The organism is Synechococcus sp. N32, assembly GCF_900473895.1.
Taxonomy (GTDB): domain Bacteria; phylum Cyanobacteriota; class Cyanobacteriia; order PCC-6307; family Cyanobiaceae; genus Parasynechococcus.
Window position 1 is genome coordinate 78,738 of the sequence record NZ_UCND01000011.1, and the last position, 20,186, is coordinate 98,923.

The 20,186-nt window shown below is 52.0% G+C and carries 20 protein-coding genes and 1 pseudogene; 8 read left to right on the forward strand and 13 right to left on the reverse strand.

The genetic code is table 11. From position 1 onward, the window contains the following. Positions 1 to 89 precede the first annotated feature (89 nt). The 5 genes from DXY35_RS13255 (at position 90) to DXY35_RS04070 (ending at position 5,952) form a co-directional block, all read left to right on the forward strand. Entirely contained in the window at positions 90 to 743 is a 654-nt protein-coding gene (locus DXY35_RS13255; RefSeq protein ID WP_305791027.1) for a prepilin-type N-terminal cleavage/methylation domain-containing protein, read from the forward strand. Positions 744 to 762: 19 nt separating this feature from the next. Next, positions 763 to 1,986, forward strand: coding sequence for a Tfp pilus assembly protein FimT/FimU (locus DXY35_RS04055; protein ID WP_137006707.1), 1,224 nt, complete (start codon positions 763 to 765; stop codon positions 1,984 to 1,986). 73 nt (positions 1,987 to 2,059) lie between these two features. Then, entirely contained in the window at positions 2,060 to 3,706 is a 1,647-nt protein-coding gene (locus tag DXY35_RS04060) for a GspE/PulE family protein (protein WP_115081235.1), read from the forward strand. A 13-nt stretch (positions 3,707 to 3,719) separates the two neighbouring features. After that, positions 3,720 to 4,772: a type IV pilus twitching motility protein PilT gene (locus DXY35_RS04065; RefSeq protein WP_115081236.1), complete on the forward strand. Its 1,053-nt coding sequence runs from the start codon at positions 3,720 to 3,722 to the stop codon at positions 4,770 to 4,772. Between the two features lies 1 nt (position 4,773). Beyond that, entirely contained in the window at positions 4,774 to 5,952 is a 1,179-nt protein-coding gene (locus tag DXY35_RS04070; RefSeq protein WP_115081237.1) for a type II secretion system F family protein, read from the forward strand. Positions 5,953 to 5,956: 4 nt separating this feature from the next. Here the strand turns inward: DXY35_RS04070 and pilM are convergent, their stop codons facing one another. The 6 genes from pilM to DXY35_RS04090 are packed head-to-tail and all read right to left on the reverse strand — an operon-like array spanning position 5,957 to position 10,558. Next, positions 5,957 to 8,038, reverse strand: a complete 2,082-nt coding sequence (pilM, locus tag DXY35_RS04075) for a type IV pilus biogenesis protein PilM (RefSeq protein ID WP_115081238.1) — start codon at positions 8,036 to 8,038, stop codon at positions 5,957 to 5,959. 4 nt (positions 8,039 to 8,042) lie between these two features. Beyond that, complete coding sequence (locus DXY35_RS12385; RefSeq protein WP_137006708.1) at positions 8,043 to 8,582, reverse strand: hypothetical protein; 540 nt, start codon at positions 8,580 to 8,582, stop codon at positions 8,043 to 8,045. A gap of 44 nt (positions 8,583 to 8,626) precedes the next feature. Further along, positions 8,627 to 8,851, reverse strand: a complete 225-nt coding sequence (locus DXY35_RS04080; RefSeq protein ID WP_115081239.1) for a hypothetical protein — start codon at positions 8,849 to 8,851, stop codon at positions 8,627 to 8,629. An 8-nt stretch (positions 8,852 to 8,859) separates the two neighbouring features. Further along, on the reverse strand, positions 8,860 to 9,369 hold the full coding sequence (locus tag DXY35_RS12390) for a hypothetical protein (RefSeq protein WP_137006709.1): 510 nt from the start codon (positions 9,367 to 9,369) through the stop codon (positions 8,860 to 8,862). Then, positions 9,366 to 10,100, reverse strand: a complete 735-nt coding sequence (locus DXY35_RS04085; RefSeq protein WP_115081240.1) for a hypothetical protein — start codon at positions 10,098 to 10,100, stop codon at positions 9,366 to 9,368. The genes DXY35_RS12390 and DXY35_RS04085 overlap by 4 nt, the downstream gene beginning before the upstream one ends. Further along, entirely contained in the window at positions 10,097 to 10,558 is a 462-nt protein-coding gene (locus DXY35_RS04090; protein ID WP_137006710.1) for a PilN domain-containing protein, read from the reverse strand. Before DXY35_RS04090 ends, DXY35_RS04085 begins: the two co-directional genes overlap by 4 nt. Before the next feature lie 392 nt (positions 10,559 to 10,950). On the opposite strand from DXY35_RS04090, the gene DXY35_RS12395 reads away from it, so the two are divergent. Continuing rightward, complete coding sequence (locus tag DXY35_RS12395) at positions 10,951 to 11,313, forward strand: hypothetical protein (protein WP_137006711.1); 363 nt, start codon at positions 10,951 to 10,953, stop codon at positions 11,311 to 11,313. Between the two features lie 159 nt (positions 11,314 to 11,472). Here the strand turns inward: DXY35_RS12395 and DXY35_RS04100 are convergent, their stop codons facing one another. After that, a complete protein-coding gene (locus DXY35_RS04100) occupies positions 11,473 to 12,540 on the reverse strand; it encodes an aminotransferase class I/II-fold pyridoxal phosphate-dependent enzyme (RefSeq protein WP_115081243.1) in 1,068 nt (355 codons plus the stop codon). A 124-nt stretch (positions 12,541 to 12,664) separates the two neighbouring features. Here DXY35_RS04100 and DXY35_RS13085 point away from each other — a divergent pair. Next, a pseudogene (locus DXY35_RS13085) lies at positions 12,665 to 12,907 on the forward strand (pentapeptide repeat-containing protein); the annotation flags it as partial. 78 nt (positions 12,908 to 12,985) lie between these two features. Beyond that, positions 12,986 to 13,381 (forward strand): hypothetical protein, encoded by a 396-nt coding sequence (locus DXY35_RS13090; protein ID WP_244272976.1) that lies wholly within the window; start codon positions 12,986 to 12,988, stop codon positions 13,379 to 13,381. A 9-nt stretch (positions 13,382 to 13,390) separates the two neighbouring features. Here DXY35_RS13090 and DXY35_RS04110 read toward each other — a convergent pair whose 3' ends face one another. From DXY35_RS04110 to rnhA, 6 genes are all read right to left on the reverse strand, one after another. Beyond that, positions 13,391 to 15,685 (reverse strand): type II secretion system protein GspD, encoded by a 2,295-nt coding sequence (locus DXY35_RS04110; protein WP_244272909.1) that lies wholly within the window; start codon positions 15,683 to 15,685, stop codon positions 13,391 to 13,393. 69 nt (positions 15,686 to 15,754) lie between these two features. Beyond that, the gene (locus DXY35_RS04120) at positions 15,755 to 16,285 is read right to left on the reverse strand and encodes a hypothetical protein (protein WP_137006712.1); all 531 of its coding nucleotides are present in this window, start codon (positions 16,283 to 16,285) and stop codon (positions 15,755 to 15,757) included. Positions 16,286 to 16,476: 191 nt separating this feature from the next. Beyond that, on the reverse strand, positions 16,477 to 17,157 hold the full coding sequence (locus DXY35_RS04125; RefSeq protein WP_115081248.1) for a PilN domain-containing protein: 681 nt from the start codon (positions 17,155 to 17,157) through the stop codon (positions 16,477 to 16,479). Next, on the reverse strand, positions 17,154 to 18,089 hold the full coding sequence (locus DXY35_RS04130; RefSeq protein WP_115081249.1) for a hypothetical protein: 936 nt from the start codon (positions 18,087 to 18,089) through the stop codon (positions 17,154 to 17,156). Before DXY35_RS04130 ends, DXY35_RS04125 begins: the two co-directional genes overlap by 4 nt. Before the next feature lie 114 nt (positions 18,090 to 18,203). After that, positions 18,204 to 19,385, reverse strand: a complete 1,182-nt coding sequence (locus tag DXY35_RS04135) for a quinone-dependent dihydroorotate dehydrogenase (RefSeq protein WP_115081250.1) — start codon at positions 19,383 to 19,385, stop codon at positions 18,204 to 18,206. Between the two features lie 8 nt (positions 19,386 to 19,393). Continuing rightward, a complete protein-coding gene (rnhA, locus tag DXY35_RS04140; RefSeq protein WP_115081251.1) occupies positions 19,394 to 20,152 on the reverse strand; it encodes a ribonuclease HI in 759 nt (252 codons plus the stop codon). Between the last annotated feature and the right edge of the window lie 34 nt (positions 20,153 to 20,186).

Consider the following 20,186-nt stretch of genomic DNA (forward strand, 5'->3'; position numbering starts at 1 on the left):
CCAGCACGACAAGCCCCTGCTGAGCGCCAACTGAATGAAAGAACCACACTCATCGATGCAACTTCTGCAGATGTGACTGATCAGTCGTGTTGACAACTGAATTGCAAGCCAAGATCATGGACAGAGCGACTTCTTACATCGAAATGAGCCTTCTTCAGGCCTATTTGCAAAATCCACGCACCCGCAAAACTCTCAGCCGCAAGCCAGGGGAGAAAGGCTTCTCCCTGATCGAGCTGGTGGTGGTGATCGCTGTGCTCGCTGTGCTGACAGCGATTGCACTACCCAACTTCCTTGGCGTCACCGAAGACGCATCAGTTAGAACAGCCCAGCAGGCATTGCTAAACGCTTACAAGGAATGCAAAGTTTCATGGGCAAGAAATAAGCGGGACGGCCACGGTGAGGATGACCCCCAATATTTCAACAAACCTTCAGTGACCGATTGGGCCGTACTTGCCATGACTGCGGCAGCAACGGGTGCCGGCTACTCCGACGCAAAAACTTCTGGAGTGAATGGCCAACCAGATGAAGCGACCGACGAACTTGCATGCTTCGATGATGGAGGCGCTGAACGGGATTTCTTCGCGGTACCAGTAGGAGCCACACTCCAAGATAAATTTTCATCTTTCAAGATTTCAGAATCAGGATCAAGAGTTTGCATGACAGGAGATGACGAATATGAAGACACCTACAATGTGGGGTGTGAAGCAGAGGCAGGCGACAACGAACGGGGAATTTGGGAATAATATATTCTTAAGCAATTAAATGAACCGCTTATACCACTTGTTTATAACAAAAAATCCAAAAAAGCTAAAGCCGGCTTTATCAGCCGGCTTTTCCTTAATTGAGTTAATTTGCGTGCTTAGCGGCATCACGCTACTCACATCGATAGCAGTGACTACGATTCAAAATAGTTTCAGAGAATTCGAGATGGATGAAACACAAGCCCATCTCAATAGCGCAGCGAACGACTGCCTAAGAGCCATGGCGAATCTGAAAAAGCCAGAGAAGCCAAACTCAAAAAACTTGGCACTAGACAACCAGAGCGACAAACCAGACACAACAAAAAATAAAGACTATCCATATTTAATTGATGCCATTGATGATAGACTTCTGACAAAAAATGGATACAAAATTAATAAAGACTTCAATAACTGCTTTTACTTACAAATCGATCCAATTGATACCAACTCGAAGGAATATCCATCTCTTGGATTTGGCATCTACAACGGGAAAGTCACCAAGTTTGGAATCAGTCCGAGCACTAAAGACTACACACAAGCGAGAGATGCATGTGAACGCTGGGCGGGGGAAAAATGCGTCGACAATACGACTCAAAGCTACGACAAGTTCTACACCTACATGACTAGATACAAATACAACCGAGAAGCGTGCGAGCTGCAATTCCGAGAAAAATTAACAAAGACACCACAGTCAAAAACAGCAAACCGATGGGACGCCACAGCAGACCAAGATTGCAACAACAAACAGCCAGTTCCAAACAGTGATGCGAATTACAAAAACACATGTTCTCTGAATAAATGCAATAAAACAGCTTATATTTTTGACGGAAAATTTACGGGCTACAGCAAATCAAGTCAAAGTGAGGCGCAAAGCACAGCGTGCTCAGTCAATGTCGCGAAATACATCAATCAAGAAATAAAGATAAATGGAAGCGCTTACGACGGATATGCAATAGCAAATGTAGAGATCCCAAACTGCACAAAGCCAATAAGCATCTGTGCAAGCAAACAATATAGCGATCCAGAGGGCTACGACTACAAAGAGTGCGAGATAGAGCTCAATGTGTCGAGATGCAAGGTGGATTTAGAAGAAAGGCGGAAGGACGACTCTAGAGGGAATGGCCAATACATCGTTGGAGAGGGGAAGTTGAGCGGTCTTCCACCATGCGGTCAGAAGGTATGGATTAAGAACAAAGTCATATATGATGAAAATCCAGATCAGACGGGTGAAAAGCAAAAGCATTGATCTTGACAAACCAAAGCTTATTCTTGCTAAAATAAATAGGCAGATAATAGTAGAACATTTGCATTAGGATCAGATGGCTGACTCTCTGCAAATTCGCGAGTTAGTTGATCAATATTTTTCACTGCAATGGTGCAGAGAGAATATTGTTGTTCCGCTGGGAGTCGAAAAGAACGAGATAACAGGCGGTGAAAAGCTGACCGTAGCCATTGGGAATTTCAGCTATCTAGCAACGATTGGCGATTTCATCAAACAGCGTGCCAGCGCAGCAGGACTGGAATGCCAATTCATTGAAAAGCCCGCAAGTGATATCCAGGCGTTTCTTGATCAAGCAGCACAGCAAAGGCTCATTAGTGGGGAGGGACTCGAAACCTTTGAATTCAGCGATGATGCAATCCTTGATGCTCTAAAAGACGCAGATGATGATTCATCAGGAAACCTCGGGTTTGATTTTGATTATGACGATGGCGATGAACAAATCATCGAGGAGCAAACCCTAGATCTTGCAATGGAAATGATGGGCACAAAAATACAACAAGCTGCAGCAAAAATATTAATCAATTCAGCCCGATCAGGCGTATCAGATATACACATCGAGCCAAAAGAAAGTGAATACAAAGTAAGAGTGCGGCGTGATGGTGTAATGCAAAGCTATGTCACGATGCCACGAAGAGCAGGAATTAAATTAACGGCCTGCCTGAAAAATATGGCCAATATGGATATCGCAGAACGACGGGCATCACAAGACGGAAAAATTCGGAGAAAATTTGAAGGACAAACCATGGAATTTCGCTGTGCCACAGCACCAGCCAAACATGGCGAAAAAATGGTAATGCGGTTCTTGAACAGCAATGCGGATATGTTGAGCCTCGACGTACTGATCAGCAATGAAGATGTACGAAAAGATTTTAGATCGATTATTGAAGCTTCCAATGGAATTATTGTTGTATCAGGGCCAACGGGGTCTGGAAAATCAACAACTTTAGCATCAGCACTAAGAGAGAAGGACACTGGCGAGGTCAACATTGTGACCGCAGAAGACCCAATTGAATATGATTTGGGAGGAACAATCCAACAGTTCCCCGTTATTCGAGCAAAAGGTCAAACATTTGCAAATCTACTGCGCACCTTTCTTCGTCAAGACCCTGACGTCATCTTAATTGGTGAAACCAGAGATCCAGAGACAGCAGAGTCGTCGATGGATGCAGCAGAGACTGGTCACCTTGTCTTCACCACATTGCACGCCAACAGTGCAGCAAGCTCATTGACAAGACTGATGGATATGGAGGTTCCAAGTTATAAGTTGAATTCGTCTCTACGAGGTGTTCTCGCACAACGATTGCTGAGAAAAGTCTGTCCAGAATGTAGTGCCGAACGACCAATCAATGAAAACGAATCGCAATTCTCAGGAATACGACAAGGAACATCGATTCGTGTCGCTAATGCATTAACTGCAGAAGAGCGTGAGAAACGGAAAAAAGAAGGAACACTTTGCACACGGTGCAATGGCTCCGGGTATCAGGGAAGGGTAGGTGCTTACGAATTAATGAAGGTTAATCAAAACATTCAAGCTTCCATCAAAAAACAGCTCAGTACCCAAGAAATCGAAACCGTAGCTATTGAAAACGGCATGTGGACTCTGAAGAAATATGCAGCTAATCTTGTAGAAAAGCAGCTGACCACCATTTCCGAAATGATGAAAATCAGTAATACTGGCTTCTAGATAGAGCACTGAAATGAGCATTGCCCGTCAGATTGTTGATTTTGCCATCCAGGCCGGTTCATCAGACATCCATCTCGAGGAGGGCTCGCCTATTGCCATAAGAGTCAACTCAGACATCAAAATTCTTGAGAATATTCTTGGTGAAGAAGAGATGACACAGCTCATGCATGAACTCATCGGTGAAGAAAAGCTAGAGGGATATCGGCGAACAGGAGATCTCGATACATCGATTGGCTTGGATGGATTATCACGAATACGAATTAATGCTTATATCTCCAATGAAAAACGTTGCCTAACGCTTCGCATCCTTCCAGACAATCTACCGCGGTGGCAGGATTTAGGATTACCAAAACCCTTCATTGATCTAACACGTAAGAACCGTGGACTCGTCTTATGCACAGGGCCTACTGGATCAGGCAAATCGACAACACTCGCTGCGTTCATCAACTGCATTCTAGAAACACAGAAAAGACATATCCTCACCATTGAAGATCCAATTGAATTTGAATTTAATCACTCCAAAACTTCTATCATTCATCAACGTGAGGTCAAGCGAGACACTCAGAGTTTCGCATCTGCCTTAAAAGCAGCACTTCGAGAAGACCCCGATGTGATCTACATCGGCGAAATGAGAGATTTGGAGACAATCCAACTCGCAATTACGGCAGCTGAGACAGGTCACTTGGTGCTTGGGACACTGCATACGTCATCAGCGGGAAAAACAGTCGAACGAATCGTGGATGTATTCCCCGGAGACCAACAGGAGCAAGCACGCCTGCAGGTCTCAACATCACTAGCAGGCATTATGTGCCAAACGCTTTGCAAGAACACCACGGGCAAGCGCTCACTGGCCTACGAATTGCTCATCAATACTCCAGCCATTGGTAATCTCATCCGCGAACGCAAAATTAGCCAGATTTACTCGCAATTACAAACAGGTAGCAAAGAGGGAATGAACACACTCGAACAATGCCTCAAGAGCTTGATGGATAGAGGAGAAATAAGCATGGAAGAAGCGATGAGTAAAGCAGGAAACCCCAAAGCACTGATGGACGTGGAGAGCTGAAATGGCAAGCTACGGATCCAAGCCAACTGATCAAAGGTCACCATCAGCGGGAAGCGCAACAGTAGTTGGGAGCATTCCACAAACATCGATTAAGCGCGGGGGATTCTTTAATCGACAACCACTACCTGCAAAATTAAGTGTACCTCAGAAAGATTTACTCGTATTCTTTCGCCAGCTCTCTGTGATTCTGCAAAGTGGTGTAGCTATAGCGCAAGGCATGGTTTTGATCGCGGAAAACATGACAAACCGAAAGTTAGCCCATGCGGTACAGAATATTGCAGGGCGTTTAACAGCGGGAGAAGAGCTTTCTACAACATTGAGACACTATCCAAAAGTTTTCAAACCCATTGCTATTGGTTTGATCGAGGCTGGAGAGGCTGGAGGAATTTTAGAAAGCGTTTTAGACCGCATTGCATTATTAATGGAAGAACAAGCCAAAATCAGGGGTCAACTGATTGGGGCGATGGTTTATCCAGTGATCGTGCTGGTGTTGGCGGTAAGTGTGAGCCTAGGATTACTCATTTTTATTGTTCCTCGCTTCCAGGTGATGTTTGAAAGCATGGGCGCTGAACTACCGGCACTGACCTCAACCATGCTGACTTTATCCAAAATCGTTACTTCCCCATACTTTGCACTGGGAGGACCAGGAGGGATTCTCTTATTTGTACTTCTCTTCAACCAATATTACGGAACTACTTCAGGACGAATGACGGTGGACAGTAACATCCTGAAACTGCCACTCTTTGGAAGCCTGTTGCTACGCACTGAAATGGCAGGATTGTGCGATACTCTCGCAACCTTGGTCAATTCAGGAATCCCCATTGTCGATGCTTTAGAACGTTGTGAATCGGCAAGCAGCAATGCGTTAATAAAACAGACCATCCGTCAGGGGATTAATCGAGTCATGCAAGGAGAAGAGTTGAACTATGGGCTAGATCGTAGTGGTGTTCTACCAAAATTAGTTATCTCGATGATTAAAATCGGCGAGGAGACAGGACAGTTAAGTTTTATGCTTGAGAAACTCGCTGTATTTTACAAAAGAGAGGTTGATTCAGCTGTTTCTTCTCTTACAAAAGCAATGGAGCCAACAGTCGTTTTTGTAGTTGCAGGAATCGTCGGCACCATTGTGATTGCTCTCTACTTACCGATGTTCAGCATGATCACGAACATGCGAGGGTAAATCACTAATCCTTGAAACGCAGTTCGCCGAGAGGAGATTCATCCACGTCAAAGTCAGTCAAGCCATTACGACGAGTAGATTCAGAGATGGGGTTTGGTTGAGCGGGCTGAGCCTTTGCAATAGGCAATCCGGGAATCACACTATTTTCAAAAGTTGATTTTTCAGCAGCAGATTCAGAGGATTGATGCTTCTGAGTCCCCTCTAAATTCAAACTCGGCCATTCACTCTCTTCACCCTCTACTGCGCCCTCTGAAACATCAACTCTCACAGGCTCAATCTGTCCTTCACCATCAACCTCCCCTGCGTCCTCCAAAACACTCTCATTCGCTGCCAAATTCAGACTCGGCCATTCACTCTCTTCACCCTCTGAAACATCAGCTCTCACAGGCTCAATCTCTCCTTCTCCACCAATCTCTTCTGCATCCTCCAAAACACTCTCATTCGCTGCCAAATTCAGACTCGGCCATTCGCTCTCTTCATCATCTACTTCGCCCTCTGAAACATCAACTCTCACAGGCTCAATCTCGTCTTCTCCACCAATCTCTTCTGCATCCTCCAAAACACTCTCACTCGCAGCCAAATTCAGACTCGGCCATTCACTCTCTTCACCCTCTACTTCGCCCTCTGAAACATCAACTCTCACAGGCTCAATCTCGTCTTCTCCACCAATCTCTTCTGCATCCTCCAAAACACTCTCACTCGCAGCCAAATTCAGACTCGGCCATTCACTCTCTTCATCTTCCACTTCGCCGTCTGAAACATCAAGTTCGATGAGCGTCGGTGAAGCATCTTCATCAACAGCCGAGAGAGCTTGAGACGAATCAATCAAGGATGATGAGTTTAATAAAGTCGCAAAATTTGATCCGCCTGATTCAGGCACAATGGACTTAGAAAGCAAAGACTTCTGATCGCAATCCTGTGGACCTGAAGTGGAATCTGGTTGTTCGATAGCTTGTTCAGTACCGAGAAGTCCTAAACCAAGGCCAACCAAACGCGTGAGACTCGCCTGCAACAATGGCTCATCCAATTCCCATTCCCGCAACCCCTTTGTCAACAGGGGCCTCACCTGCTTGACAGAACAATTGAGATGATTCTGGAGCAGTGCTGGCAAATCTGGATGAGCACTCCCTTCACCAGTCACAACAACCTGAATGAGGGTCGAGCCTGAATAGCGTTTGAGAAAATTACTCAAAGCACACTCAAGATCTTTCATGAATGCGCGAAGGTCCATCTCTGAGAGGGGCAAGTAACGGTCACTTGCAATCGTGGCCTGCTCGAGTGATTGGCTCCCTTGAAGGATTTGCTCCCGTTCAAGCTCCGATAACTCATAACGGGGGAACTCACGAACTGATGGCAAGCGCTCTGACTCAATCAGCCCATCTATACCAACAAAATGAAGCAACGTTGCATCAGGCAAGAAATCCAACAGGAGACAAACTCCAGATGCACCAAGCAGCTGCAGAGAGTCCTGAATGCAGCGCAATGCACTAAAAGAACCGAGCTCTAGGGTCTGTAGATCAAAGTCAGATCTATCAAGCATGGTTAAAACAGGCTCAACCAAGGAACTTGGAATCGCACTAAGCTGAAACGCTGAAGAACCTGGTTTGGTTGACATTGGATCAAAGGAATCCAACGGAACCAAATCAAAATCAGTTTGAGCAATGGGGAACGGAAGTGATAACCCATTCCTTGGATCGAGTAAATATTTGCGAGCCTCCTGAACTGACAGACCAACTGGAAGTTGAACAAGACGTTGAAAGGCGAGTTCCGGAGGCAAAACAACAGCGGCGCGATGGGAAATGATGCCCTTCTCTTTGCAAAAATCACGCAATAGTTGTGCCATCACGTCTGGGTCTGCCGGAACAGATCGCTCCAGAGCTTCTTCAGGTAAAACAATCCGACTGAAGTGTCTAATTTCTATACCGTGGGATCGCTGACGAGCCTCAGCGATTTGGAGCATACGTGATCCAAATTCAATCAGAAGTGTTGAGCGGGATATTTTCCGACGAATGGACTTGAGTCCCTCGCCCAGTCCAGAGATATCCAGACCAAAAAAAGTCGTGCCAATTACAGGAGTCGCCGTCATAACCTCAACAGAACGGCCTAGGCCTACAAAAAAGAAGCCTGCTTGGCAAATGGCTTGTCGTCAACTGTTCAGGCAATGCCTGCATGACATATACCCCAGGGGATGCATCTCCAGATAAAAGCTGCTGCATCGTGGCTTCCTGAATAGATGTCGTCCAGATGCACAAGCGATAGCCAGGGGGTAATGAGGGGACACTACCGGTAGCCAGAGGCAAATTCCATGCCCGAATGGGATCGATCACACAAGCCTGATCAGGATCAGCAGATTGGGGGTGAGCAATCGCCAAACGCCCTCCGTCCTTATCTTCAAGGCCAAGAACCTGACTACGTGTGATCCCAGGCTGCTCCAACAAGCTCACAAGACTCTGCATGGTTGCTCGGAGCTCCGTCTGATCAATAAGCAACCCGTTGGAGCGAAGTGTCCCGCTGCCGCTGCCCTGAACAATAGGAGAAAGAAATCGAAGCAGCGTTCCGCTAACCATCACAACGACACCTGTAAAAACGAGCAACATCGTGACCGCTATAAGAAGTTCGAGCACCGTCATGCCTGAACTGCTTGATTGTGAAGTGCGGCGTAGCATCGCTTCACTCAAGGCAATAGAACTTCCCTCGGCAGGGATTGCAACGAATCTCGCCAGAACTGCTGCTGATCTAGGGCATCAGCACGACCAACTCTCTCCAAGAGTCTTTCTTCTCTCTTTGACAAAGGTTGACGACCTGCTCCCTCGAAGCCCTTCTCAATAACTTCCACAGCTGCAAAGAGCGTTGTTGTCGCAATCACCATAATCACAGAACCAACAACAGCATCCAGCATCGTTACATCTACTCTCCGCGTTCAAATAAACAGCGCTGATCCAAGCTAGTTTCCTTGACTACACAACTGTACAACTCATATCCACGTTCAGAAAGTTTACGATTGGGTCGAATTAAAAGGCGATGGGTGTAACCACCTTGGTCAAGCTGACGTTCTAGAACGCAGGATGACGACCAAACACCAGCAGAGGGAGTTGACGTGGGCGTTGAATAACCTTTCAAACCTGCATATTGAGGTGTTTGCCTATTCCCATATCCACAACCTATGCCATAAATTCGACAGAGGATTTGTTGACATAGAACAGGTCCATATCGACCAGTTCCCAAGGCCTTCAATTCGAGCGGTTCTGACAACATCCTTTGAAAGAGTTGATCAGCAGAGCTTGAAACATCCCGATAAACATCTGAGTGCGGTGGTTCCTCAAGCAACGACTGACCTGTTAGAGCCAGCCCTACTTCAAAAAGCACCATGATGCCTGTCATCATTGCGACACCCAGACCAGCGTAGAAATAAATCATTGTGACACCTCACTCATCACATCAATGTCATTAATTATGGGCGTAACGACCCTTCCATAGGCGGAAAGCTGGAGCTCCAACTTGGTTTGAACAAGAGCTTCATTACCAGTTTCATTAGCTGATTGACGGATGGCCTCCATTGACAAATCACTGGCGATCACAAAAACCTCCAGACTTTCTAAATCCTGAAGAAAAGCTTGCACATTTCGGAAGGGCCCTTGAACCACAATCAAGGCAGAGCGCCTCTCAAGGCCTTCCTGCAAAAGACTATCATTTGAATTTGGCAAATTACCATCAAAGTCCATATCATCATCCTCCATGCTTTCACCATCTAAAGGTGGCACCCAAGATTCAATCGCACCAGGCTCAGTGGTTGCTACGGTCACCTGATGCTTCACAGCCAATACATTCAAACCCGCCAAAAATGTATCCAGATCTTTAGTACCAGCCAGCATTTTAAAAAGCCTTTTTTCTTGCTCTTCGAACTGCAACTTTTGGGCTTGCTGCTTCTGCAGATCACGCACCAGCTCTGGAAGCTCAAGAACTTTGTTCGATAAATCTTTCACAACAGCCTGACGCTCACGAACCATGCGCAGCATGGGAAGTACTGCCAGGGAGAAGAGAGCTATGGCCACACCAACGCTCGTCAGCACAGGTATAAAAAACAACGCACGCTCAGGGGTTAACCATTGCAAGCGAGAAGAAGACGATTGGCCCTGAAAATTAGTCATGGCAGGAGCTGCTCAGACTCCAAAAACCGCATACGCGTTGCCAGACCAGATGCACCCAAAAGGTCCAACCGCGGACGCGTCAGCACAGCAGCATCACCACGAAAGGCTGCGTTGAGACTGAAGCGCATCACAGAAGCCAGATCACCCGAAGTTGCATTCACTTCTGCCTTCTCTAGTTGAACCTTTTTTGGATCAAACAAACTGGATTGCGCCAGTTGGAGAAGAAAGGCATTGATTGTGCGCAATCCATTCGGCTGCAGCACGGTTCCATCAACCGACAAACGGCTGCCTTCAACCTGAAATCGCTCCAGCACCATCTCAGAGGGAAGCAACTGCGTCAGTTCCCCAACCAACGCGGAGCTGGATCGCACGTCAGCCATGGCAGCAGCAATGGAGCGGTTTCTCGTTCTCAGCGCATCCATCTGCTCAACAAGGTCTGTCAAACGTTGTTGAACCATGTCGTAGCGGGCAGCAGCCGGCTTGAGCTGCTTCTCCTGACGAGCCAGTAGACGGTCCTGAAGCAACAACACCAAACACGCCAAAAGCACGAGCAAAGGGAACAAGCCGCCGATCAGCGTTCCTCGGGTTAGCAACGTCCGAACTGGGATCGGCTGGGGACGAGCCAAGCCAAGCGACTCGCGCCGCCGGACCAGAAGGTCAAGTTCCCGCCACGCTCCTGCGCTCACAAGAATCGCTTCAGTCCTTCCATTGAATCTCCCAAGGCCAAGCCTGACCAGCCATCAATGCATAAATCATGCACAACCTGCATCCCACCGCCGCCGGTCCACTCCCGGGCAACTGGCCTCGAACAGGTCCTGACGGCATACTCGGCGAAATGAGAGTTGGCCTGGTGAGTGCGATACGGCAAGACCGTTGCTGGTTCCAAACCAATCCTTCCGCCATTGTTCGTTTCCGCTCGGCCTCTGAGGGTGAATTCACTCCTCTTCAAGCCATAGGTGCTGTACCGCCGTCATTTCGGCCAAGCTTTTGCAAAGACGATGCTCCATTGCGCTGGGTGGCTGTTGTTGATCTGATGCGCTTGGCCGGCTCTCCATCGACTCAACCCGATGAGCCCACAGTTCGGCTGAGGCTACAGATTCCAGCCATTCGCAGTGTGAAACGGCAACAGAAAGCCAAAGCGGAACTGTTGGATGCGATCGCAGCTGAGCTGCTCGAACATCTGGAATCTGAACAGGCCCCGATGGCAGCCTGAAGCCAATCACAGTTTGAACGACCAGCACGTCTCCAACCCCGCAACAACCAAACAAAATCATCGGGTCGATTGGGCTGAAGGGAAGTCGCCCTTTATGGCACTAGCACTACATCAACCCAGTGGGGAAAGGCCGACCATCCATTCGAGGAACAACATGCTTCAATCGGTCAGATGCTGAAGCTGATTTAAAGCACGAAGAATCCGGCGATTGTTGCGAGCTGATTGCAAGCCAATACGCAGCCACGTCTCACCAAGCCCGGCAAAGGATCGACAATCACGGAGCAGGATTCGATGGTCGAGCTCCAGGGCTTCCCGTAACGGCACCAAGGAGCTGGTTCCTGCAATCAACAAAAAATTGGCCGCCGAAGGCATCGGCGTGATGCCAGGAACACGCGCCAATTCCCGCTGCATCCATGCGCCTTGTGTTGCCGTCCACCGCTGAACTCGAGCACACCAGCGCTCGTAGCGCTTAGGTGTCCCTAGCCACTGTTCCGTCAGCGCCGCAGCGATGCTATTCACCGGCCAAGGGTCCCTCCACGCCTTCCAACGCTGAAGGCGATCGGGATGCGCTATGGCGTAGCCAACACGCACTCCCGCCACCCCAAACAACTTGGTGAGGCTGCGGATCACAACGAGATTCGGGTGCTGAGCCACCAAGGGGATCATCGATTGCTGCTCGGCCTGCGAAACCAAAGGGAGAAAGGCTTCATCGCAGATCACCAGCGCATGGCGATCAAGCATCGCTTCGATCGAGGCACGGCTCCAAAGCTGCCCGGTGGGGTTGTGGGGGTTGCAAATCCACGCCACGGCAGCCTCCAGCGGAGGGTGGGGCAACGGGCCAGCGTGATCCCAGTGGAGCGCCAATGGCGTCTCCTCCAATGCCGCGGCCCAACACTGGAGGGCCCGCCGGTAGTCGGCAAAACCAGGAGCCAGCAATCCATTCAAGCCAGCAGCGGTGGCATCGCGCGCAGCCCAGGTGAACAACTCTGCAGCACCATTGCCCGGGAGCACCCAATCAAGAGACAGCCCGTGGATCGCAGCAATCGCCTGCCGCAAGGAATTCTGGCCTCGATCGGGGTAATCCCGCAGATCAGCCGCACGCAAACGAGGGCAACGGGGCGTCCAGGGAGCCAATGAAGCACTGGCATCCAGCAACTGCGATGGACGGCAGCCCAAAGCGGCCGCAACCGCCTGTCGATTCCCCCCATGGCGCAGGTCGACGCGCATCCGGTGTCTCGTTAAAACGCAATGACATCACCAGCGTGACCCACTGCCGATGCCAGCCAAACCGATGCTGTTGCTGACATTGCTGCTCGGTGCACCACTCTCGGCCCGCGCAGACGATTTGATCATGCTGCTGACAAACAAATCATGCCCGCGCTGCCGTCTGGCTGATGCGGATCTGGTGCATGCCGACTTACGGGATGCCGACCTATCAGCGGCCGATCTTCAACGCGCGAATCTCAGCAGAGCCCTCTTGGATGGCGCCGATCTCCGCGACGCAGATCTACGGTTCAGCAGTCTGCAGGGGGCGTCGCTGCGGGGCGCAGATCTCAGAGGAGCCAAACTCAACGGAACCGACCTTCGGCAGGCAGACCTGAGCGGAAGTCAGCTCATTCCAGGCGCACTTGACCGTAGCCACTGGCTTGGGGCACGAGGCATCAACCAAGGCTTGCGCAGCCCCGCTTCACTGCATAACGCTGGCGTAGATGAAGCCCAGGCCGGACGCTGGTCTCAGGCAGAGCATCTGTTTGGTGAGGCCATACAGGCCGATCCAGGTCAAGCCATGAGTTGGATCGCAAGAGGACTTAGCAGAGGCGAACAGGGAGATGAAACCAAGGCAGCTCAAGATTTGCTCCATGCCGCCGACCTTCTGGATAGTCAGGGAGCCACGGAACAGAGTGAACAAATACGAAGGGCTGTCAAAATGTTGAACACCAACGACAGCGAAAGAAGCAAATCAGGCAACGGACTGGGATCTGCAGTTCTCGGAGGAGCCCTCTCAACTCTGAATGCTCTCGCACCACTTGCGCTGAAAACCTTGATGCCTGGAGGGATGGGCCTCTAAAGCCAAGACTTAGGGATTTGAACCAGCACCAATCAACCGGGTCGCTTCTGTCGTACTTGGTCTGTAGCCATAGCCATACGTACCACCATTGTCATCATCCAAGATCGAAGGGGTCACGATAATGACCAGCTCATTTTTCAGCCGGGTGGTTGTGGAGCTCCGGAACAGCTGACCAATCAACGGCAGGTCACCAAGCAATGGCCATTTGCGTGCTAAGCGACGATCATCTTCTTGAATCACACCGGTAAGGATCAAAGTCTGCCGATCCCGAAGACGAATACGACCGGATTTCAATTCACGTCTGTTGAGATCAGAAATTGGCACACCCTCCTGCACACCCGCTGGGATCGGCACTGCAATCGTAGGATCTAACTTTAAGGTAATGAATCCATTATCATCAATTTTTTCCACTTCAAGATTTACTGTCAAACCGGCATCTTCTCGCGTGTTACTAAAAGACGTCGACCCATTCACACCCTCAGTTTTCTGTACACCAGTAATAACGCTTACTCCGGAGCGAACAACAGACGACTCACCTTCCTGAACTAAAAGTGTTGGCTGAGCCAAAGTCTTAGCATTTGACGAAATAACAGCTGACTCAAGATAAGAGTAAAAGGAATTGTTAGCATGTTTAAACTTATCAGGATCCTTGGCTTTCACATAAACTGGGCGACCATTTTTGTCAACACGAGGCACAAGCTTCTTGGAAGCATTGGGGTTAGAATCTGGGACATATTTTGGACGCCCTAACTCATCGAGCAATGGAGGATATCCAGTAAAATTGCCTTCATCGTCGTACTGAGGCTTGGTTACATCAACTGCAGGAATATAAGGTTCTTTCACGTCCATTGCCTGAACTCTCGGCAAAAATGACGGGTAAATCCCCGGTCTCGCATACTCTTTTCCGTTATAGTTACCTGAACCCAAATTGGGATCTCCGGGTTTGTAAGCACCAAAATTCATATGCGCCGTGCCGCTTTGGCTCACAATAAACGCATCCCCTATCTTCGCCGAAAAACTAGAGTCAATACTCGCATTATTCTCAAGCCTCACATTCAGAATCTGCACTTTTACAGCGACTTGCCGTTTGCGCAGATCAATTTGCTTTAGATAGCCTTGAGCGACATGAATCAGAGCAGGATCTCCAATCATCGTAATCGTATTTAAGCGAGAATCAGTTGTCCCCACCAAGCCCACCAAAGGGCCAACTCCCGAGCTATACGATTCACTCACACTAATTTGAGAAGTTGTAGAGGTACTAGACTCAGAACTATTGGAACTCGTTCCGGACGATTCCGATTCTCGAGAAGTTGTAGTTGAAGTACTCGCGATTTGTATATCCGCCCCAAGATTCCCTAGATATTCACTAGCAGAAGCCACATCCACCTGATTCAGGCGAAACACTTTGGACATCTGCGGCCCAAAGCTCTTGGCAGAGAGTGCAGTTCCCACAAGCAACATTCCGCCATCAAGACGCCCTTGCAACCCCGATGCCATCAAGACACTATTCAGAGCTCGGTCGTACCGCTCACTTTTGAAGGCCATGGTGACTAGAGGGTCACTTCCACCAGCAGCACCCTCATCTGAGGTTGCATCAGCATTTTCACCAACAAAAACAAAGCCATAACCACCAAGGCGAGCCAACGACATCAAGGCATCCTTCGCCGGAGCTCTGTTGAGCGTGAGCGTTACCGGTGGCCCACTGGCCTGCACAAAACTGCGGTTGTTGATCAACATCGTGCCTACTGCCATATCTCCCAATGGAGGAGCAACAGCACGAGATCTCAAGGGTGGGGCTGATACAGGTTGCGGAAGACGGCCCGGTCGACGCAAATCCAAGGAACCAGTTTGACGCGCAATCGATGTGCCGGTAAGGCCAATGAACCGAAGGACCAGATCCTCACCAGTTGCCAAGATTGTTGGCTTCGGCAAAACTTTGCCGTTAACAGTTGTGACCTCCAGCCGATAAGCAGAACCTGATCTGCTGAGTCGCACACTGGCCACACCGATCTCGGGCATGGAGACCTGTTGCGGGACCACCTCAGTCACCACCTCATCATCCGAGCCGACAATCTCACCGCGCCAACTGGTTTTGGTGCTCTGCTCCTGCACCACCCGAGCGCTATTACCGATGCCGGCCAACATCACATCAAGATGCTTCGGTTCCTTGCGCAACTTCAGGGAGACGCGAGAGACGGTTTGAGCCAAGACCGCTCGTTCAAAGAAGATTGACTCGACCAGCCCCTGGCCAGCCAAACCAAGCATCAACACAAGCGGAAAAACACGCCGGAGGGGGGGGGTCACCAAACCGAAACCGCTCGCATGCCTGAACTATGGGCAGATGGTATCAACGGGATCTGGAGGCAACCAGGCTCAAACAGGGTCTTCGTTGGAACCTGCCGCAGTTGAACGATCCGAGGCTTGAGGAAGCCAGTCGTAAAAGCTCAATTGGAGGGTGAGTTTGGTTGCGGGTTGCTTCAGAGATGTTTCATCATCCGACTTGCCAGAAGAATTGGCCTGAAGCGAAAGATCACTGCTTTCGACCAGCAACTCCAAAGACTCCATCCGTTGCAAGAAGGTTTGCAATCCGCCGAATGAACCGCTCACTTCAAGCGCAACAGACGATTTGCGATAGCCAAGGGCTTGCCATGGATCTTGCGGAGTTTCAGCCTTCTGCTTCGCTTGTGATCGTCTGTTGTTCTGCCGGGATTGCCCTTGTTGGGGTGGTGGCGTTTTGAGTGGTTCGTAGCGCAGCATCTGCACATCCGAAGCCACAGCCTGCTGATTCAACAGCGCCAGAAATGTCTTCACCTTGTCACGCCCTGCCAGCAAACCCACCAACAAAGCCTGCTTCTCTTCAGCCATCAGCAGTTCAGTCTCAGCCTGGTTGAGCTGACGTTCCAAAGCGGGAGCACTGCGCTGAAGAGTGAGCAAGGTGTCTCGCCTCTCCTCCAAACCTTGCACCGATTGCAGGAGAGGTCTCACCCCCAACACCACAACAGCAGCACTCACCAGAACACCAAGCCCAAGGGGCAAGCCCACCAACAAGCGTCCGCGCGTGAGCCATGGCTGGCTTGATGTTGTCGACAGGTTGGTCATGGCAACAACCCCTCGCCTTGCAGCAACTCCAAGCGCTGGACCAAACCCTCTGCACCAAGGCCACGCAAGTGTTCCGGCGTGGGTTTCATGGCTGGATCGAGCTTGGCCTCGAGGCTGAAGTCAATTCGTCCCTGTTTATCGGCCTGAGCTTTCACAACGGTTGTGCCATCGAAGAGCATGTCCGGCAGGGCTTCAAGGTTGAGATCCAAAGCGTTGATCCGCTGGAAGGCATCCGTTCCTTGAGATTCCCCCTTGATCAGCAGTTTGGAAGGGTTGGCGTCGACCGACACAAGGCGCACCCCCTGAGGCGTGACCCGTCGTAATTGCTCCAACAAGGCCGACCCCGAGCGCACCGCCACCAACTGCTCGGCGATGGATTGCGTCTGCTGCTCCAGGCTGGACCGGCGCGATGTCATGGCACGGAGCCGTGCCTTGGCATCACCCACACGCCTCTCCACGAGATTGAGTGCATCGACCTCGGACTGCACCAGCTGCTGACGACGCTGGAGGGCCAACAGGGTGAGCAGGAGCAGCGTTACCAACACCACCGCTCCGATGCCGCCCTTAAGAAGCAGGGAGAGTGGCGACGGGACAGGAGCCGGATCCAACGGCAAGCCGAGCTCAAGCCGGCGTTGCTGCAACAAATCCGGCTTGGGCCAGTCCTGACGCGACGTCATCGCTCCTCCTGCTGCAGCGCCAGCAGCGCCAACTGCTGCAGAGCTGACGGCACACCGGTCACATCTCCGGCGGCGCTCTGATCCGATGGTTCAGCCCATGTGGGTAAGGGCTGGTTCAAACAGCACTCCCCCCTCTCCTCGTCGACGAGTGGCATCCAATCGTCAACCTCTTCGGCCAGAACCGACAACCACCAGCCCAGTGCAGATGGTGTATCGACCAAGGCCTGCCAGGCAGCAACACAGGCCCGAATCTCGCGCTGGCAGGCCAGAGGGTCGAGCTGCTCAAGCGCATGGTCCACCTCGGGAACACCCTGGCGGCGCAACAACAAACGCATGCTCTTTCCATCCCGCACAAGCCAAGCCAGATCGCCATCCCACGCGAGCGTGAGTTGATCCAAGGCCCGCTGGGCCGCGATGAGCGACCAGTCAACGCGCCGCAACGGCAGATCCGCCAGTTCAGCAACCTCGCTCCACCCCTGCATCAACGACCGCGGCACAGCCACCACTGCCAAGGCCTCCTTTAACGGCGAAGACGTGACATAGCTCTCCGCCAGACCAAACGGCAACTCAACAGACTGCAGCGCTAGGGGCACAAGACCAGGCGACCCATCCGATCCGTAGCCGTCGACCACGCACCAGGACGCAGCATCCAAAGGGAGGCAAAGCACGAGTTCGCCCCCTGGACAATCGCAGTCAAAGATCAGATCAGCGATCAACTCACCAACGGCTTCCCGTTGCAGCGGCACACCATCACGGCACACGCCATCGGGCCAGGCCACAACACGTTGCTGCCAACGGCCGGCCTGATTCCAACAACACACCAAGCTCGAGTTATCTACCGCAATCAACACCGGCTTGACATCAACAAGCCGTCGCCAAGCCAAACTCAATCCTGTGAGTTGAGGCAGCTCACCGAAAGCAGGCAGTGGCACACAACGCTTCCCACTGTCTTCAAGCTATCGACGATGACTCGCTTGAATCACTCCCTCTCAGAGACATTTAAGGGGGCAACATCGCGCAGGTGAGGTGGCTTTCAAGCAACAGGGTCAGTCCTGCCAGGGCAAACCGCTGCCGGACGCCTCAGCGATGTTGCGCAGGCCATTGCGGTCCAACTGCAGCAGCAGACCCTCCAGGATCCGCGGCACCAGATCCGGGCCCTGAAAGATCCAGCCGGTGTAGAGCTGCACCAGAGAAGCCCCTGCGGTGATGCGCTCCCAGGCGACTTGCGGAGAATCAATCCCACCCACACCGATCAACGGCAGCGCTGGACCAGCACTGGCCCGCAAGCGGCGGATCACCTCCTGGGCCCGCTGACGCAGGGGAGCACCGCTGAGGCCACCGGCTTCCTCCGCCAGAGTGCGTCCGGTCTGCGGCAGCCGCCGTTGCTCCAGGCCCAGCCGATTGAGACTGGTGTTGACCGCGATCACACCGGCCAGCCCCTCTTCAAAGGCCAAGCGGGCCACCGCATCAATCGATTCATCATCGAGATCCGGCGCGATCTTCACCAGCAAAGGCGGGCAAGCCGGCAGCCGCCGCAAGCGCTCCACCAGACGACGCAACTGGGCTGTGTCCTGCAGATCCCGCAGCCCGGGGGTGTTGGGGGAACTGACGTTGATCACCGCATAGTCCGCCAAGGGCGACAACAACTCCAGGGAAGCCGCGTAGTCGTCCGGTGCCTGCTCCAAGGCCGTGATCTTGGATTTGCCAACGTTGATGCCAAGCACCGCTGGCCGCCGGCCGGGCGAGTCCAGGCGTTGACGCTCCAGCGTTTTCAACAGTGCCTTGGCGCCATCGTTGTTGAATCCCATCCGGTTCAACGCGGCCTGCTCCTCCGCCAAACGGAACAGGCGTGGTTTGGGGTTGCCCGGCTGGCCATGCCAGGTGACGGTGCCCACTTCGGCGAAGCCAAAGCCGAAGCGATCCCAGATGCCAGCCGCCACACCGTTCTTGTCGAATCCCGCCGCCAAACCCACCGGGTTTGGGAAGCGGCAGCCAAACAACACCTGCTCCAGGCGCAGATCACGCCGTTGCAGATCCGCCGCAACACCATCCAGCACCGTGGACACCCCTGGCCAGCGGCGCCGCAGGCTGGCCTGACCCAGGGCCGTAAGCGCAGTGCGCGACAGCTGTTCCGCATCCAGGCCGTCGTCCCGCGCCAGGACCGGGCCAAGCCAACGCTGATAGAAGGCACCGCTGCTGAGCGGTCCAGCCGAAGAGGACGGCGACATGCGCTGGCTCAGGACTGTTCTGATCCTGCCTCGCGACGCTGCAGGGTCCAGCGCCCCTCCGCCTGGGGCTCGACGGTCCAATCCCTCCAGATCCAGCTCTCCCGCTTGGTTTCCAGCTGTTTGAGCGGCTTTTCCACCAATTGCGCCAGCTCCAACAGCGACAGGCTGTAACCACCCTGTGCCAAGCGATCCGCCAACTCCAAGCGCGACAACAGCTGCAGCAGAGGCTTAGGAGCAACTTCAAATGCAGCCTCTGGTGCGGCCTTGGAGGAGGGCAGCTCCGACGATCCCTGCTTTAGAGCCAAGGGCGGCTGGACGTTATGGGAGAACGCCACGGCGATGCGATCCACCCGTTCGTTGTCGGGGTCACCGCTGTGGCCTTTGACGTAGCGCAGGGGGACATCGTCGAGACGGGCGGCATCCAGGGCCTTCCAGAGGTCCTGGTTGAGCACGGGCTTACCAGCAGCCGTTTTCCAACCTTTGCGCTTCCAGCCTTTGATCCAGGAGCCCAGGCCATCAATCAGATATTTGCTGTCGGTGCGCAGGGTGAGATCCGGATGACGGGGCAGCTGCTCCAGCCGTTGCAGCACCTCCAATGCCGCCTGCAGTTCCATGCGGTTGTTGGTGGTGTCGGGCGCATGGCCACCGAATTCCTCAACGCTGCCATCTTCGAAGCGCAACAACGCGCCCCAACCCCCAGGACCTGGATTGCCGCTGCAGGCACCATCCGTCGCTGCAGCCACGACCCGTCCCCGTCCTTCCGCCATTGATCGGTCCCAACACTGTTCGGTACAACACGGT